This is a genomic window from Thermoactinomyces vulgaris (genome assembly GCF_003688725.1).
GTDB lineage: Bacteria > Bacillota > Bacilli > Thermoactinomycetales > Thermoactinomycetaceae > Thermoactinomyces > Thermoactinomyces vulgaris.
Genome location: NZ_REFP01000008.1, coordinates 89036 through 103538, shown reverse-complemented (window position 1 = coordinate 103538; position 14503 = coordinate 89036). Strand labels below are relative to the sequence as shown.

Below are 14503 nucleotides of genomic sequence, written 5' to 3'. Positions count from 1 at the left end.
ATACTTTGATAGGATTTGACATTTTTTTGCGTTTCCGTATGACAAAATCGTTTTTTGTTCAACATAAACTCACATCTTATGGAATGAGGGGTGCGCAGGATTGAATAACAAATGGTTTTATCCTTTATTGATTCTTTCCACCTTGCTCAGCGCAGGGGCTCATTACTTTTGGGGCAACCAATTCATCCAATTTGTTGCAGCTTCCTTCTCTCTTTTGCTGTGGGCTGCGTTGTTGGGAAAAGCAACGGAAAATGTGGCCCATTATGCCGGGGAACGGTTGGGGGGACTGTTAAATGCCACCTTCGGCAATGCGGCTGAATTGATCATCGCTATTTTTCTGGTGAAAGAAGGATACTTCGACATGGTCAAAGCAAGCATCACCGGTTCGGTGATCGGAAACTTGCTGTTGGTGCTGGGACTGAGTGTCCTTTTCGGAGGGATGAAACATAAAACCCAGCGCTTTAATTCCGAACTTGCCGGCCATAATGCATCCCTGATGATGCTTTCCGTGATCGCCCTGTTTATCCCGGCCGCCTTTATCCAATCTCTCGGGGAGCGGGAGGTCGGGATTATCAGCATGGTCATTGCTTTTCTCCTGATTGCCGGCTATTTTTTGTGGCTTTATTTCTCTCTTGTCACGCACAAAGATGAATTGGGGGACGCCGTGGATGGTCTGCCGGACCGGGAAGAAGAAAAAGAGGAACCGGTTTGGTCCGGGAAAATTTCCCTCCTCCTTCTTTTCATTTCCACGGTTTTTGTGGCAATTCAAAGTGAATGGCTTGTGCACAGCGTCGAAGCCGTCGCTCACACCCTCGGATGGTCCCAATTATTTGTCGGCGCTTTTCTGATTGCGATCATCGGAAATGCAGCCGAACACAGCGCAGCCATCTTTCTGGCCATGAAAAACCGGATGGGGGCGGCCGTGGAAATTGCCATCGGAAGCAGCCTGCAAATCAGTCTCTTTGTGGCCCCCGTCTTAATCTTTGTGAGCCGGTTGTTTCAAAATCCCATGGACATCCTCTTCACCCATCATGAAATTGCGGCCATTGCCGTCTCTGCATTGATCACCGCATCCATTTCCCGGGACGGGGCGACCAACTGGTATGAAGGGGTTTTGCTGCTGATTGTCTATTTCATCTTGGGCGCGGTCTTTTTTGTCGCCTGAATCCAAAAAGAAAAAAGACTCCTCTTTTTCAAAGGAGTCTATTCATCTATGACTTATTATCATTAGACTTAGGCAAAACTTTCGAATAAAAATCAGCTAATTTCCGTTCCAGATCATGAATGATTTGTTGCCCTTGCTCTTTTTCGATTAATCCTGCCCGGACGGCAAAATCAATTTCCCTTGATAAACCAAACATTTGTGTATCTAGAACTTCCTCATATAAAGGACATTTTGGCAAGGTGAGATTGTCAAGCTGTACGGAAATAAGTTGAGCGATTTTATCTGCATCTTCTCTGAGTAATTGCAGAGCCTTGTAACTCAAATCGGTCTGTGTTGGTATGGTCAAAGCAAACCCCTCCATCGACCGCCGTCATTGCAATTGGTTTGCTTAAAACGGCCCGTATTCCCTGCGTTAAAGTTAGTGTATCATGACCCCCTCCGTTTGTAAAATACCGAATCCCGTTATTAGAAAATACTTAAATCCAATTCCCTCGAAAGATCTTCCAATAACGCAACCCCCCCGATGCTGTTTCCCTTTTCGTTCAGGGCCGGACCGAACACTCCGATTCCCATTTCCATCGGCACGGAAGCCATAATGCCTCCCGAGACCCCGCTTTTTGCCGGTATTCCCACTTTGATGGCAAATTCCCCGGACTCATTGTACATGCCGCATGTCACCATAAAGGTTTTCGCCATTCGGGAAACATAGACCGGAACCACCATCCGGTTGTCAAAGGTTTGTCCGTACCGGGCCAGGCATAATCCGATTTTGGCCAGGTCTTCACAGGTAACCTGAATCGAGCATTGAAGCAAATAGGCTTCCAATGTTTCCTCCACCCGGTCGATCAGGTTGAGTTCTTTCAACAAGTGGGCCAGTGCCCGGTTCCTGTGCGCCGATTCATATTCGGAACGAAAAACTTCTTCATCCACTTCAATTCCTTTGCTTCCTGTCATTTCCTCGATCAGCCGGATGATCCGCCCCGTCTTTTCCCGTGCCGTTCTCCCTTTGATCAGGGAGGTCACCACCAACGCCCCGGCATTGATCATCGGATTTAACGGCTTTTTCAACTTCATCATTTCCATGTTATATATGGAATTAAAAGGATCGCCGGTGGGCTCCATTCCCACTTTGGAAAAAACTTTGCGGTCCCCGTTATCCATTACCGCGAGCATCAATGCAATCACCTTGGAGATGCTTTGCAGCGTGAAGCGTTTCGGAAACCGTCCGGCCTGATACACTTTTTGGTCCTTTGTGACAACGGTGATCCCCAGCTGGGACGGATCCTGCCCGGCCAATACGGGAATATATTCGGCACACTTGCCATACCGGGTTGTGGGCAGATGTTTTTCAATCAAACGCTCCAGTAATTTTTGCATATCGGCTTCCTTCTTTCCGAAGTTCTTTTATGAATTATCATGTCCGATTCAGCATTTGTTATTTTATTCTCCGCTTCATCTTCGATATAATGAAAACGTTATAAAATTCAATTCGTTTGGGTGATCATGATGAATTCCGTCATTCAAGTAACCGGAGATGTAAAATATACCATTCATCTGGATCCAACCATTTGGATTTTTGATGAGCGCCGTTTCCCTCTTGAGGAGCGTCTGGACGGAGTGAGCGGGCTGGCTGTCGAATTGGCCCCGTTTCTGGCCAATGCCGAGCCTTCCGAAAAAGCCACCAAGTTGATTTGTCGCCGCCGTCAGGGCGAAGATGTTGTCATTTCCATGGAAGAAGCGAAAAAAGCTTATTTGTGCTTTGCCAAAGACAACAAACCAATCCGGGAAGGAGGTCCGGCGCTTCTGTATTTGGCAGACGGCAGCAACAAGGATCAGCCGGTCGATTATCTGACGCATCTCGAAGTGGTGGAATGACCCGCCCGCTCAATTCCCTCAGGAAAACGAACGAGGAGGCCTTTTTTCGGCCCCCTCGTTCTTCTGTTTTATCACATCACCGGAAATGGCGGTATGGCTCTTTTAAACATCCGCCGTCGTCCATCCCTCTTCCGTACCGCCAAAAAGTTTCTTCTTATTTTCGAATCATGAAAAAGGTTCCCGATGCATGCGCGATCAATTGATTTTTCTCATTCTTGATCTCACAAGTGGCGGTTGCCAAATGGCTTCCCATCTTCAGCAATTTGGCTCTGGAAATGATCCGTTCGCCCGTTCCCGGCGACAAATAATTGATTTTCATTTCGGCCGTCACGGCTCCCTGGTATTTGTCCGACAGCCGCCGGTTGATCAATGATCCCATCGTTGAATCGGCCAGTGTAGCCGTGATGCCTCCATGGACAATGCCGGCTTTATTCAACATGAACGGAGTGATCGGAACGGAAAACTGATACTCATCCTCACCGATGAATTCACCCTTCAACCCCATAAAACCGGACAAATAGGCACTGTCACGATCCCTTTTTTGCCGGATGGCCTGTACAGCCAAAGATAAAATTTCCCTTTCCTCATCGTTGCCGTCCCGGAGAATCCTGTCCAGTTCCTTCCTGAGATCCACCTTTTCTCTCTCCTTTACTTGCAAATATGATCCCGTTTCAAAAACAAGCTGTCCTGAGAAAACCGCACGGCCCACGGCTCACAAACCCGGTTCACGCCATGTTTGAAAGCAAATAATGATACAAAAGCAGATATGTGTTTTCCAAAGCATCCCGATGCGTCCGTTCATAAGCATGAGAAGCATCCACCCCCGGGCCGATCAAGGCATGCTTCACATCATACCCTGCCCGGACGGCGGCACTGGCATCAGAAGCATAATGCGGATAAATGTCCACTTGATAAGCAATGTGATGCTCCTCGGCCAGCCGGATCAAATGATTGGTCAACCCGTAATGATAAGGGCCCGAACCGTCTTTGGCACAAATGGACACGCTAAATTCATCCGATGCCTGCCCTTCCCCGGTCGCCCCCATGTCAACCGACACGTATTCGCAAACAGGGACCGGGATCCCGGCATTCGCCCCAAAGCCCACTTCTTCGAAGTTGCTGAAATAAAAATGGGTGGTATAAGGCAGTTTCGCCCCGGATTCTTTCAAATGTTTTAAAAGCTCCAGCATGACGGCCACACTGGCTTTGTCATCCAGATGGCGGGCTTTGACAAAACCGGTATCCGTTTGGACAACGGACGGGTCAAATGAAACAAAGTCCCCCACCCGGATGCCAAGCGCCTCAATCTCTTCCCGGGAGCCGGCCCGCACATCCAGCCGGACTTCCATGTTCTCATCGGAGCGTTCTTGTTTTTCGGCATCATGATAAACATGAACCGACGTATGGGAAGCGAGGATGGTTCCGGTAAACACCTTTCCTTTTCTCGTCTCCACAAAGCAATAGGCCCCGTCCACGGAAAACCAACCAAACCCGCCGATTTTGCTCAATTTTAAGCGCCCGTCTTCCTTGATCTCTTTCACCATGGCACCCAACGTGTCCACATGGGCTGTCACAAACCGGTGTTGGGTGTCGTTTTCTCCCTTGATGGTGACAAACACCCCTCCTTTGTTGGTGAACACCGGCTGCATTCCCGCCTTGGTCAACCGGCGGGTGACATATTCAATCGCATGGTCGGTATGGCCGGAAGGACTTTGAATTTGCATCAATTCCACCAGGGTGGTTAAAACTTGTTCTTCCGGAAAATTCATGATTCATTCCCCCTTGAGCTTTTAGAAAAAAGAGGCTTCCCCTTCCATCTGACTAAATGAGAAGGAAGCCTCTTCCTCTTGGCCGCTGATTCTCTTTATTTTTTTTCTACGCTTGCAACATGGGTTTCTCCTGCTTTTAAATCTTCTTGCTCTTTAAATTCAATCTTCCATTCGGCTGACTGAGGAAAAACCACCGGCGAAACCGGCGATTTTCCTTTCCCCTTCAAGAAATCCACATCCACCTTTAACAATTTTTGCCCAACTTTGACCGAATCGCCTTCGCTGACAAAGGTTTCAAATCCTTCACCGTTCAACTCCACTGTGTCAATGCCGATGTGGACCAGAATTTCCAGGCCATCCGCTGTTTTTAAACCGATGGCATGCTTTGTCGGGAAAACATGAATTACTTTGCCATCGACCGGGGAAACCACTTCCCCGCCAACCGGATCCACCGCAAATCCTTCTCCCATCATTCCTTGGGAAAAAACTTGGTCCGGCACTTCATCCAATGATACAAACCGTCCGTTCATCGGGGAATAAACTTCAATGCTTTTCTTTTTTTTCTTCCAAAAGAACATTTTTTTGCCCCTCTCTTTGATCCATTTTGTTTATTTTAGATTTTCCGGATTGAGCGGAATCAAATCGTCCACTACAAAGAGCCCGTCTTTGCGAATCAGTTCGCCGTCAAAATAAATTTCTCCGCCGCCGTATTCCGGCCGTTGAATCAAAACAAGATCCCAGTGAATGGCCGAGCGGTTGCCGTTATCCGCTTCATCGTAAGCCCGTCCCGGAGTAAAATGGAAACTTCCGTTGATTTTTTCGTCAAACAAGGTGTCCTTCATCGGATGATGGATATGCGGATTCAAACCCAAACTCCATTCCCCGGCATAGCGGGCTCCTTCATCGGTGTCCAAAATTTGGTTTAACCGCTCGGTGTCATTGGCGGTCGCTTTCACAATTTTACCGTCTTTGAGCTCAAAGGAAATGTTTTCAAAGGTGACTCCCTGATATACCGACGGGGTGTTGAACGTAATCACGCCATTGATCGAATCGCGGACCGGAGCGGTGAACACTTCCCCGTCGGGAATATTCATTTCCCCTGCACATTTGACCACCGGAATTCCTTTGATGGAGAAGGTGAGGTCCGTTCCCGGGCCCACAATCCGCACTTCGTCCGTTTGCTCCATTCGTTTCACCAGCGGATCCATGGCTTTGGACATTTGTTCATAATCCACATTGCATACACGGAAATAGTAATCCTCAAAAGCCTCCGTACTCATGTTGGCCAGCTGTGCCATGGACGCGTTGGGATAACGGAGAACCACCCATTTCGTGTGTTTCACCCGTTGCTCGCTATGTACCCGGTGATTAAACAGGCTCATGTACAATCTCATTTTTTCTTCGGGAACATCACTCAGCTCACTCACATTGTCATTGCCCCGGATCCCAATGTAACAATCCATGGATTTCATCTGTTCGAGCGCATGGTATGTTAACGTTTCCATATGTTCTTCAGAAGTTCCCATTAAAAGCGCACGGGTGATCATCTGGTCGTTGAGCTGCACGTACGGATGCCCGCCCGCTTTATAAACCTCCTCAATCAATGCACGGGCCAGTTCCCGTTCATTGCCGAATACATCAATCAGGACTTTTTCCCCCGGTTGGACTTTGCAAGAATGGTTCACCAAAATTTCGGCCAATTTCAAAACACGTGAATCACGCATTTCTTCATCCCCTTTATGGTTCAATGTCGATTGTGTTGCATCTGTTTCTTGTCATTTTTATATTCTAACACTTCTTTGCCCAAAGCGTACAATCTTTTCATCCCCGCCGGTCCGGTGTACAATGGGAACCATACCTGCGAAAACATGAAATCACCCGGTCTCACCGATCACGACCGGAGAAATGGAGGGCATTCAATGTTTGCTTTTGAAGAAGTGAAAGGAGACAAAACCACGCGTTATGAATCCATGCAACAACAACTGTCCGCCCTGTTGGAAGGAGAAACCTTCTGGCTTCCGAATTTATCCAATGCCGCCTCACATTTATTTCATTCCTTGTCTGACATTAACTGGGCCGGCTTTTACCTGATGAAAGACGGCGAATTGGTCTTGGGTCCTTTCATGGGCAAACCGGCTTGTGTCCGGATCCCCGTCGGAAAAGGCGTATGCGGAACCGCTGTCAAAGAGGAGCGGCCGCAACTGGTGAAAAACGTCCTGGAGTTTGCCGGACATATCGCTTGTGACGCCGACAGCCGTTCCGAAATCGTCATCCCTTTGTCGGTAAACGGAAAAATCATCGGCGTCTTGGATATTGACAGCCCGAAGGAAGCCCGTTTTGATGAGGAAGATCTGGCCCAGCTGGAAAAGTACGCCGAAATCATAATCCAAAAAACGGACTGGAGTCCGCTCCTTGCAAACTGAAAAACCCCGGTGTTGTCTCCAACCCGGGGTTTTCAAACCTTTCCCGTTCAATTGTAAACCTGGCTTAAAAACTGCCGGGTCCTTTCTTCTTTCGGGGATTCAAAAATTTGTTCCGGCGGTCCCGATTCCACAATCACCCCTTGATCCAAGAACATCACCTGATCGGCCACTTCACGCGCAAATCCCATTTCATGGGTGACAATCACCATCGTCATCCCGTCTTGAGCCAGTTCTTTCATCACGGTCAACACTTCCCCCACCAATTCGGGATCCAGGGCGGAAGTCGGTTCGTCAAACAGCATGACTTTCGGCTGCATCGCCAAGGCCCGCGCAATCGCCACCCGCTGTTTTTGTCCGCCGGATAAAGCGTAAGGATAGACATGGGCTTTTTCGCGCAACCCGACTTTGTCCAACATTTTCAGTCCCAAACGCTCGGCCTCTTCTTTGGGAACTTTTTTCACATGAACCGGGGCCTCCATCAGATTTTGAAGAACTGTCCGATGCGGGAAAAGGTGAAAATGCTGAAAAACCATGCCGACTTCCTGGCGAATCCGGTTCAGATTCTTTTTTTTCGGCTCCACTTTTTTTCCCTTGAACCAAATTTCGCCTCCGTCCGGTTTCTCCAAAAAATTCAGGCAACGGAGCAATGTGCTCTTTCCCGAACCACTGGCCCCGATGAAAACAACCACCTCGCTTTCTTCCACTTTAAAATTGACATCCTTCAACACCTGCACTCCTCCGAACGACTTGTTCAACTTTTTCACCTGAATCAAGCACGGACACTCCTTTGTTCCACATCCAAATGCTTCTCCACCCACTGCAGCAGAAATGTAAAAATCAAAACCAATGCCAAATAATAAAACCCGTTAATCAAATAAGTCTCAAACTGCTTAAAATTATCCGCCGCCGCTCCCAAAGCCGTGGCCCACAACTCGGTTCCGCCGATATAAGCCACCAGGGAAGAATCTTTCAACCCGATGATAAACTGGTTCCCCAAGGAAGGAATGGAACGGCGAAAAGCCTGCGGCAAAATAATCCGGCGCATGGCCATCGGATAAGTCATGCCAAGGGAACGGGACGCTTCCATCTGTCCTTTGTCGATGGATTGAATCGCGCCGCGGAAAATTTCCGCAATATAGGCTCCGGCATGGATGGCCAGCGCATACACCCCGGCCGTGAACGAATCCAACACCACGAGTTGCGCCAAGCCGAAGTAAATGGCAAAAATCTGCACAATCAGCGGCGTCCCGCGAATCACCGTGATATAAACCGTTGCAATTCCATTTAAAACGGCATTGCGGGAAATTTTGAAAAATGCAAACACCAAGCCAATCGCCGTTCCCAAAAGCAAGGACCAAAACGTTAACTGAACGGTTTGCCAAGCGGCTTTGGTAAAGCCAGCAAACGTCACTTGGAAAATTTCCATGATCTCCATGTTTCTGTTGAAAGTCACCCCTTCACATCTATTTCATTCATTTTCCAGAAGATTCCGATTAAAATACTTGTGACTGATCCGGTCATACGTCCCGTCCCGGATGATCTTTTCAAGAGCCTGATTTAACTTTTGCTGCAATTCTTTATCCCCTTTATGCACGGCAATGGCCATCTCGTCTTGTGTCAGCGGCTCACCGACATCTTTGATCGGGAAATTCATCCGGTTCATCGCATACAACCCGACGGCCTGATCGGTAATGACGGCATCCAGACGCCCGGTCGGCAAATCCTGCAAAGCGGTGATGTCGCTGGTGTATTCCACGAGATCGGAACTGTAGCCGGATGCCACCTCTTTAAAAGTGGACGCCTTCATCACCCCGATGATTTTTCCTTTCAAATCATCCGCCGAACGAATGGACGTGTTCTCAGCGGACACAAATATTTGCGCACCCGAACGGTAATAAGGGATCGTAAAATCAACAGCTTGTTTTCGCTTCTCGGTAATCCCCATGCTGCCGATGATGGCATCATATTTTCTCATTTGCAAACCGGCAATGATGGTTTCCCAAGGCGTGGCAACCGGATTGGGTTTCAATCCCATTTCTTTGGCCAATGCCTTCCCGATCTCCACATCAAATCCGGTCAATTCTCCTCCCTGTCGGGTGTCATGATAGTTGAACGGTTTATACAGACCGCTCATCGCAAAGGTAAACGTTCCTTCTTCCAAAGTAAACCGGCCTTCGGGGCGGTCCGGCACACAAGCAGTGAAAAACAGAAAACAAAAAACCATGCCCAAAAAAGAAAACCAACGGAAACGGATCACAAAAACCTCCTTTTTTCAATACAACAGATAAAAAATCCAAACCTTATTCCCGATATGCGTTATGTATTTCCCGTTCTATTGCATTTTTAAACCATAAAACTTTATATTTATAATGTTAGATTTCATAAAGATCAATAAAAAAACCACCCGTAACGCAGGGTGGCTGCAAGATTCCGGGAACAAATCAAGAGGATTCAATCAAACTGCTTGTATCCACTTTCCATATTCCCTGTTCATTTTTCACCATTTGAAACCGGCTGGCATCTTCGCCCATCAGCGGATACTCGACGTAACCCGTATGGTCATCAAGTTGGACAAACTTCACTTTTGTCACTCCGGTCAACACCCGTTTCATACTGTTCACCTTTTGGATCAGTTTCTGGTGGTCCCCGGGCTTTTTATTGACAGACAACAATTCCTCCATCTCTTCATCATGGTTCAAAACGGCGTGGAGATACAGCTTGGCCGCAACAATGGGATCGATCTGTTTCAAATCTTCCACCGGTTTGCTCTTATACTGATCATAAATCTTTTGTTCATCTTCCCGGAGTTCGAGCAGATGGGTTTCTTCCAGCATCATCACTTTCTTTTCGTTTCCAACCACCGTGCCCGTTCCCATTTCCGGCTGATCCGCGCATCCTGCCAACAACACGCCACAAACGCCACAGAACACAAAAAACATGGCCAAACGAAGATTGACACGAAGCATGTCCGTTTCCTCCCATCCCAAAAAAATCCCCCGGTTTCACAACCAGAGGACTTCTCTGTTCTTGTTCCAAGATTCAAAGACCGCGAAAATCGGTGTAAATCCGATAAGCCCGGCGGATCTCTTCTTTCATCCATTCCGGATATTCTCCCTCGTCCAGTTCGTCCAGATAAACCCAACGGTAAAGGTCATGCTCTGCACTTAAAGTCAGATCTCCCGTGGGTTGGTCACAGGCAAATTTAACAATGATCAAATGCTTTTCTTCCTGGATCTCATCGTATATATATGCCGGTGCCACCACTTTCACTTCCAAACCGGTTTCTTCCTTCACTTCCCGGGCCAACGCATCCATGATCGGTTCGCACGGTTCCAAACCGCCTCCCGGAAAGTCCCAACCGTGAGTGTCTTTGGCCAGGCGTTCTTCCAGCGACTTGCGCAAAATTAGCACATGGCCTTCATGAAAAATAATCGCTTTTGCCACGATTTTGTAAGGTTTTGTCATAAAAATCCCCGCCTACTTCAAACGGAAAAAGGTTGAGGAAGCTGTGGCAATCATCTTTTCCCGCTCATCGAACACTTTGGTTTCCAAAATAATGGTCGTTTTTCCCTTTTTGATCACTTGCGTTTCGGAAGTCAGCCAGCCTTCCTGGCCTGGTGCCAAAAAATGAACATTCAAGTCCAGGGTCACGACCCGGGCATCTTTCCCTTCCATTTGAAAAATGGTGGATCCCATGGCCGTGTCGATAAAAGTGGCGGTGATGCCGCCATGCAAGATTTTGTAGCGGTTTTTCAATTCATCTGTGATGCACATGCGGTGAATGTACGCATTTTTCTGTTCATCGTAGCCCGTCGCTTGAAAGTTCATGACTTCCTCAATATATGCCAGCGGGCTGACCCTTGTGCGTTTCAAAGCTTGAACCAGTTTATGTATGGTTTCAATTTCACCGGGATTTAAATCCTGCAGTTCTTGGTATAAAGTTTCTAACGTCATCGTTGCTCCTCGGTTCATATCTTGATTTTTCTTCTATTATCTTAACGAAACCACCCGCAGGACGCAAGAATCCCCGCCTTTTTAAGACGGGGAAATTTTGTCACCATCCGCCCGATACGGAAATGGTCTCTCCGGTCACCGCCCCGGCCGGATCCGAAGCAAGATAAACCGCACAAGCAGCCACTTCTTCCGGGCGGATAAACCGTTTGACGGCTTGTTTGTTCAACAAATGTTTCATCAAAGCCTCCTGTTTTGTGATCCCTTCTTCCGAGGCCAATTTCTCCAGTTGATTTTGCACCAGCGGGGTATCCACGGCGCCGGGCATGATCGCATTGGCGGTAATGCCGTAATCGGCGGTTTCCAAAGCAACCGTTTTGGTCAGCCCCACCAATCCGTGTTTGGCTGAAATATAGGCCGCTTTAAAGGGGGAAGCGGTCTTTCCGTGCACGGACGAAATATTGATGATCCGCTCGTACTTCTGTTTTTTCATCACCGGCAACACATGTTTGATCAACAAAAACGGACCGGTCAACATCACATCCAACAAATGATTCCACTTTTCGAGTGGGAAATGCTCCACCGGATCAATATGTTGCAATCCGGCATTATTGACAATCACATCGATGCTGCCCCGTTCATCCACAAGCAACTTGGTGTTTTGCTTGATTTGCTCTTCGCTGGTCACATCCACCGCATAGCCTTTGGCCGATCCGGCCGTTTCATTTTGGATGTCTTCCGCCACCGATTCAGCCGCTTCTTTCTTTACATCCCAGACCGCCACAAAGTCTCCTTCTCCGGCAAACGCCCGGGCAATGGCCCGCCCGATCGTTCCGGCAGCGCCTGTCACAATCACCGTTCTTTCCGCCATCCGGTATCCTCCTCTTGAAAAAATTTTTAATAAATTCCCGTCGCGATGGTCAACAAGATCATAAGCGGAACAACCAACGTCTTGATCACCGTGATCGCAAAAATGTCCGGATACGCTTCCCGATGCGTCAATCCGCAGATCGCCAGAAGGGTGATGACCGCCCCGTTATGGGGCAATGTGTCCATGCCGCCGGCCGACATGGAAGCGATCCGGTGCAACACTTCGGGATCCGTCCCGATGCTTGCGGCCAGCTCCAGATACTTTTGCCCCATGATGTCAAGGGCAATGCTCATCCCGCCGGATGCGGACCCGGTGATGCCGGCCAGAATGTTGATGGACAATGCCTCGGAAAAAAGGGGATTCACGTCCATCGACAACAGGGCACGGGTAATCGACTGAAACTCCGGCAAGCCGGCAATCACATTTCCAAACCCCACTTCCGAGGCTGTATTCATGATCGCCAATGGCCAAATTCCGGTTTCCGTTCGCAGCTTTCAATGCTTGCCGGATCGCTTCTTTTTCCGCCCGGGCCACGGCGGACTTCAAGGAAAATTTCCCGTCATGGCATCCTTGTTTTTTCTGCAGGTGATACGGCAAGTGTTTCACATCCAATGTGTCCCCATCCATCAGATGCATCGACCGCTCCAAGACATTTCGCAATTCCCGGACGTTTCCGGGCCAGTCATAATTCAACAGGCATCCCATGGCTCCCGGCGTGATCCGGCTTGCGTAAATCCCCAGATCCGCCGATAATTCCCTGAGCAGGATCTGTGCCAGGTCCGGGATGTCTTCTTTCCGCTTGCGCAACGGGGGAATCTGTAAGGAAATCACATGAAGCCTGTAAAATAAATCCAACCGGAACCGCTTTTCCCTGACCATCTCTTCCAAATCCCGGTTGCTGGCTGCCAACACCCGGACATTGACCGGAACCGGATGAGCCGATCCCACCGGCTCCACTTCTTTTTCCTGCAACACGCGCAACAGTTTTGCCTGCATGGTGAGAGGAAGTTCCCCGATCTCATCCAAAAAAATCATGCCACCCTCCGCGAGGAGAAACTTTCCCTTTCTGCCTCCCGGGGAAGCTCCGGTAACGCCCCCTCTTCATACCCGAACAAAATCGATTCCACCAGGCTTTCCGGAATGGCGGCACAATTGACTTTAATAAACGGCTTTCCCCGTCTCGGGCTTTCAAAATGGATGGCATGGGCAAACATTTCTTTTCCGGTTCCGCTTTCGCCCCCGATGAAAACCGTGGAATCACTCCAAGCCACTTTCCGCGCCATTTCCTTACCCGGAGCATGGCTTCGCTTTTTCCCGCAATATCATCAAAACGGTATCGGATTCCCAATTTTTTAAAATATTCTCCCCTGTAATAGTCCAATTCTTTGCTCAACTGCATGACCCGGCGGGACAAGGCGTGCAGTTTGTTCACATCTTGAAACAAAACTTTGCCAACTGCGGAAACCACCCGGTTGTTTTTACGGATGGGAATGCGATGAACCAACATGTCTCCGCCGCGGATCCGTTGGACTTGCGCCAGCTCCGGCCGGCCGGTGCGGACGACAATGTGCATCCGTATGTTTTCAATCACTTCGGTCACATGCCGCCCGATAACTTCCCGGGCATCCACCTGCAAAAATCTGGCATACGTGTCGTTCAGCATGACAATTTTCCCGTCGGGATCCACAAGAACAATCCCCTCATAGGCGCTCTCAAAAGCCGCTTCAATCAGCTGCTGCCTTTCCCGCAACCGGAAAAGCTCCTTTCTGAGCTCTTGAAAATCGTTGCATTCTGCTTCCACAGCCGGACAACCTCCATTAGCGGATAATCTCATTGAAGATGCGGCACTTCATTATAACTTTCCACCGTCCACCGGCCGTTTTGGTGATAAATCAGCCGGGTCATGCTGGTATTTTTCAATTTTTCTCTTTGCGGGCCGTACTCCCCGCCAGTCACCGCATGCAAAAACATATGGATGCACAAACCATGGGCCACAATCGCAATTTGCCCTCCAAAATGTTCCCTGGCCAATTCCTCGCATTTTTCAGAAAATCGTTTTTGCATGGCTTTCACGGTTTCCACACCGTATTTTCCCCCGTTTAAAGTCACTTCTTTCCAGTCGGGATATTTCCGTTTCACTTCCTCATCCATCAACCCTTCCCACTCACCAAAATTTCTTTCCCTGAATTCCGGAAAGACCGTGACCGGCAACCGGTGCGGTTTGGCCACCAGTTGTGCCGTCTCTTTGGCGCGGGACAGGTCGCTGGCATAAATGGCACTGAACGTTTCATCCTTCAGATAGCCGGCCAGCTTGGCAGCCTGCTCCCTGCCCAAATCACTCAACGGGACATCCCGTTGCCCTTGCTTGCGAAATTCCCGGTTCCACAAGGTTTCCCCATGACGAATCAAAAGAATTTTGGTCTCCATCCCTCTTCCTCCCGTCCAGTCG

17 protein-coding genes and 3 pseudogenes are annotated in these 14503 nt (G+C 48.8%); 3 read left to right on the top strand and 17 right to left on the bottom strand.

Features of this window, described 5'->3' with window-relative positions; genetic code table 11:
• Positions 1-100: 100 nt before the first annotated feature.
• The gene (gene cax / locus ATH33_RS04790; RefSeq protein ID WP_049720452.1) at positions 101-1165 is read left to right on the top strand and encodes a calcium/proton exchanger; all 1065 of its coding nucleotides are present in this window, start codon (positions 101-103) and stop codon (positions 1163-1165) included.
• A gap of 46 nt (positions 1166-1211) precedes the next feature.
• Here cax and ATH33_RS04785 read toward each other — a convergent pair whose 3' ends face one another.
• Together ATH33_RS04785 and glsA are read right to left on the bottom strand one after the other, a co-directional pair.
• On the bottom strand, positions 1212-1511 hold the full coding sequence (locus ATH33_RS04785; protein WP_232357323.1) for an Fpa/YlaN family protein: 300 nt from the start codon (positions 1509-1511) through the stop codon (positions 1212-1214).
• A gap of 119 nt (positions 1512-1630) precedes the next feature.
• On the bottom strand, positions 1631-2542 hold the full coding sequence (gene glsA / locus ATH33_RS04780) for a glutaminase A (protein ID WP_037995606.1): 912 nt from the start codon (positions 2540-2542) through the stop codon (positions 1631-1633).
• 129 nt (positions 2543-2671) lie between these two features.
• On the opposite strand from glsA, the gene ATH33_RS04775 reads away from it, so the two are divergent.
• On the top strand, positions 2672-3040 hold the full coding sequence (locus ATH33_RS04775) for a hypothetical protein (protein WP_037995608.1): 369 nt from the start codon (positions 2672-2674) through the stop codon (positions 3038-3040).
• Between the two features lie 154 nt (positions 3041-3194).
• Here ATH33_RS04775 and ATH33_RS04770 read toward each other — a convergent pair whose 3' ends face one another.
• From ATH33_RS04770 to ATH33_RS04755, 4 genes are all read right to left on the bottom strand, one after another.
• Positions 3195-3674, bottom strand: coding sequence for a PaaI family thioesterase (locus tag ATH33_RS04770; RefSeq protein WP_037995611.1), 480 nt, complete (start codon positions 3672-3674; stop codon positions 3195-3197).
• A 91-nt stretch (positions 3675-3765) separates the two neighbouring features.
• Positions 3766-4809: a M42 family metallopeptidase gene (locus ATH33_RS04765; protein WP_121874163.1), complete on the bottom strand. Its 1044-nt coding sequence runs from the start codon at positions 4807-4809 to the stop codon at positions 3766-3768.
• A 95-nt stretch (positions 4810-4904) separates the two neighbouring features.
• Entirely contained in the window at positions 4905-5387 is a 483-nt protein-coding gene (locus tag ATH33_RS04760) for a PTS sugar transporter subunit IIA (RefSeq protein ID WP_037995616.1), read from the bottom strand.
• 30 nt (positions 5388-5417) lie between these two features.
• Entirely contained in the window at positions 5418-6533 is a 1116-nt protein-coding gene (locus ATH33_RS04755; protein WP_037995618.1) for an aminopeptidase, read from the bottom strand.
• A 195-nt stretch (positions 6534-6728) separates the two neighbouring features.
• Here ATH33_RS04755 and ATH33_RS04750 point away from each other — a divergent pair, with 195 nt between their 5' ends.
• Positions 6729-7232 carry a GAF domain-containing protein gene (locus ATH33_RS04750; RefSeq protein WP_037995621.1) on the top strand — a complete coding sequence of 168 codons (504 nt, stop codon included), beginning with the start codon at positions 6729-6731 and terminating at the stop codon, positions 7230-7232.
• 47 nt (positions 7233-7279) lie between these two features.
• Here the strand turns inward: ATH33_RS04750 and ATH33_RS04745 are convergent, their stop codons facing one another.
• The 11 genes and pseudogenes from ATH33_RS04745 to ATH33_RS04695 all read right to left on the bottom strand — a co-directional run bounded on the left by ATH33_RS04745 (position 7280) and on the right by ATH33_RS04695 (position 14481).
• A complete protein-coding gene (locus ATH33_RS04745; RefSeq protein WP_037995623.1) occupies positions 7280-8005 on the bottom strand; it encodes an amino acid ABC transporter ATP-binding protein in 726 nt (241 codons plus the stop codon).
• Positions 8002-8661 (bottom strand): amino acid ABC transporter permease, encoded by a 660-nt coding sequence (locus ATH33_RS04740; protein ID WP_052186703.1) that lies wholly within the window; start codon positions 8659-8661, stop codon positions 8002-8004. Before ATH33_RS04740 ends, ATH33_RS04745 begins: the two co-directional genes overlap by 4 nt.
• A gap of 39 nt (positions 8662-8700) precedes the next feature.
• Positions 8701-9486, bottom strand: a complete 786-nt coding sequence (locus ATH33_RS04735; protein WP_369792452.1) for an ABC transporter substrate-binding protein — start codon at positions 9484-9486, stop codon at positions 8701-8703.
• Between the two features lie 187 nt (positions 9487-9673).
• Positions 9674-10198, bottom strand: coding sequence for a hypothetical protein (locus ATH33_RS04730; protein WP_049720456.1), 525 nt, complete (start codon positions 10196-10198; stop codon positions 9674-9676).
• A gap of 73 nt (positions 10199-10271) precedes the next feature.
• On the bottom strand, positions 10272-10697 hold the full coding sequence (locus tag ATH33_RS04725) for an NUDIX hydrolase (protein ID WP_049720457.1): 426 nt from the start codon (positions 10695-10697) through the stop codon (positions 10272-10274).
• A gap of 12 nt (positions 10698-10709) precedes the next feature.
• On the bottom strand, positions 10710-11186 hold the full coding sequence (locus tag ATH33_RS04720) for a PaaI family thioesterase (RefSeq protein WP_049720458.1): 477 nt from the start codon (positions 11184-11186) through the stop codon (positions 10710-10712).
• Between the two features lie 100 nt (positions 11187-11286).
• Positions 11287-12054: a 3-hydroxybutyrate dehydrogenase gene (locus ATH33_RS04715; protein ID WP_121874162.1), complete on the bottom strand. Its 768-nt coding sequence runs from the start codon at positions 12052-12054 to the stop codon at positions 11287-11289.
• Positions 12055-12080: 26 nt separating this feature from the next.
• Positions 12081-12518 (bottom strand): annotated as a pseudogene (locus ATH33_RS04710) (GntP family permease); the annotation flags it as partial.
• Positions 12519-12681: 163 nt separating this feature from the next.
• Positions 12682-13337, bottom strand: a pseudogene (locus tag ATH33_RS13990) (sigma-54 interaction domain-containing protein); the annotation flags it as partial.
• A 206-nt stretch (positions 13338-13543) separates the two neighbouring features.
• Positions 13544-13888: pseudogene (locus ATH33_RS13715) on the bottom strand (PAS domain-containing protein); the annotation flags it as partial.
• Entirely contained in the window at positions 13885-14481 is a 597-nt protein-coding gene (locus tag ATH33_RS04695) for a histidine phosphatase family protein (protein ID WP_049720463.1), read from the bottom strand. The pseudogene ATH33_RS13715 and the gene ATH33_RS04695, both read right to left, overlap by 4 nt.
• Between the last annotated feature and the right edge of the window lie 22 nt (positions 14482-14503).

What these genes read in the sequence shown, in the direction of transcription:
- glsA (WP_037995606.1), bottom strand. Translation starts at nt 2,542, where the DNA reads ATGCAAAAATTACTGGAGCGTTTGATTGAAAAACATCTGCCCACAACC.
- ATH33_RS04775 (WP_037995608.1), top strand. Translation starts at nt 2,672, where the DNA reads ATGAATTCCGTCATTCAAGTAACCGGAGATGTAAAATATACCATTCAT.
- ATH33_RS04765 (WP_121874163.1), bottom strand. Translation starts at nt 4,809, where the DNA reads ATGAATTTTCCGGAAGAACAAGTTTTAACCACCCTGGTGGAATTGATG.
- ATH33_RS04760 (WP_037995616.1), bottom strand. Translation starts at nt 5,387, where the DNA reads ATGTTCTTTTGGAAGAAAAAAAAGAAAAGCATTGAAGTTTATTCCCCG.
- ATH33_RS04755 (WP_037995618.1), bottom strand. Translation starts at nt 6,533, where the DNA reads ATGCGTGATTCACGTGTTTTGAAATTGGCCGAAATTTTGGTGAACCAT.
- ATH33_RS04750 (WP_037995621.1), top strand. Translation starts at nt 6,729, where the DNA reads ATGTTTGCTTTTGAAGAAGTGAAAGGAGACAAAACCACGCGTTATGAA.
- ATH33_RS04730 (WP_049720456.1), bottom strand. Translation starts at nt 10,198, where the DNA reads ATGCTTCGTGTCAATCTTCGTTTGGCCATGTTTTTTGTGTTCTGTGGC.
- ATH33_RS04725 (WP_049720457.1), bottom strand. Translation starts at nt 10,697, where the DNA reads ATGACAAAACCTTACAAAATCGTGGCAAAAGCGATTATTTTTCATGAA.
- ATH33_RS04720 (WP_049720458.1), bottom strand. Translation starts at nt 11,186, where the DNA reads ATGACGTTAGAAACTTTATACCAAGAACTGCAGGATTTAAATCCCGGT.
- ATH33_RS04715 (WP_121874162.1), bottom strand. Translation starts at nt 12,054, where the DNA reads ATGGCGGAAAGAACGGTGATTGTGACAGGCGCTGCCGGAACGATCGGG.
- ATH33_RS04695 (WP_049720463.1), bottom strand. Translation starts at nt 14,481, where the DNA reads ATGGAGACCAAAATTCTTTTGATTCGTCATGGGGAAACCTTGTGGAAC.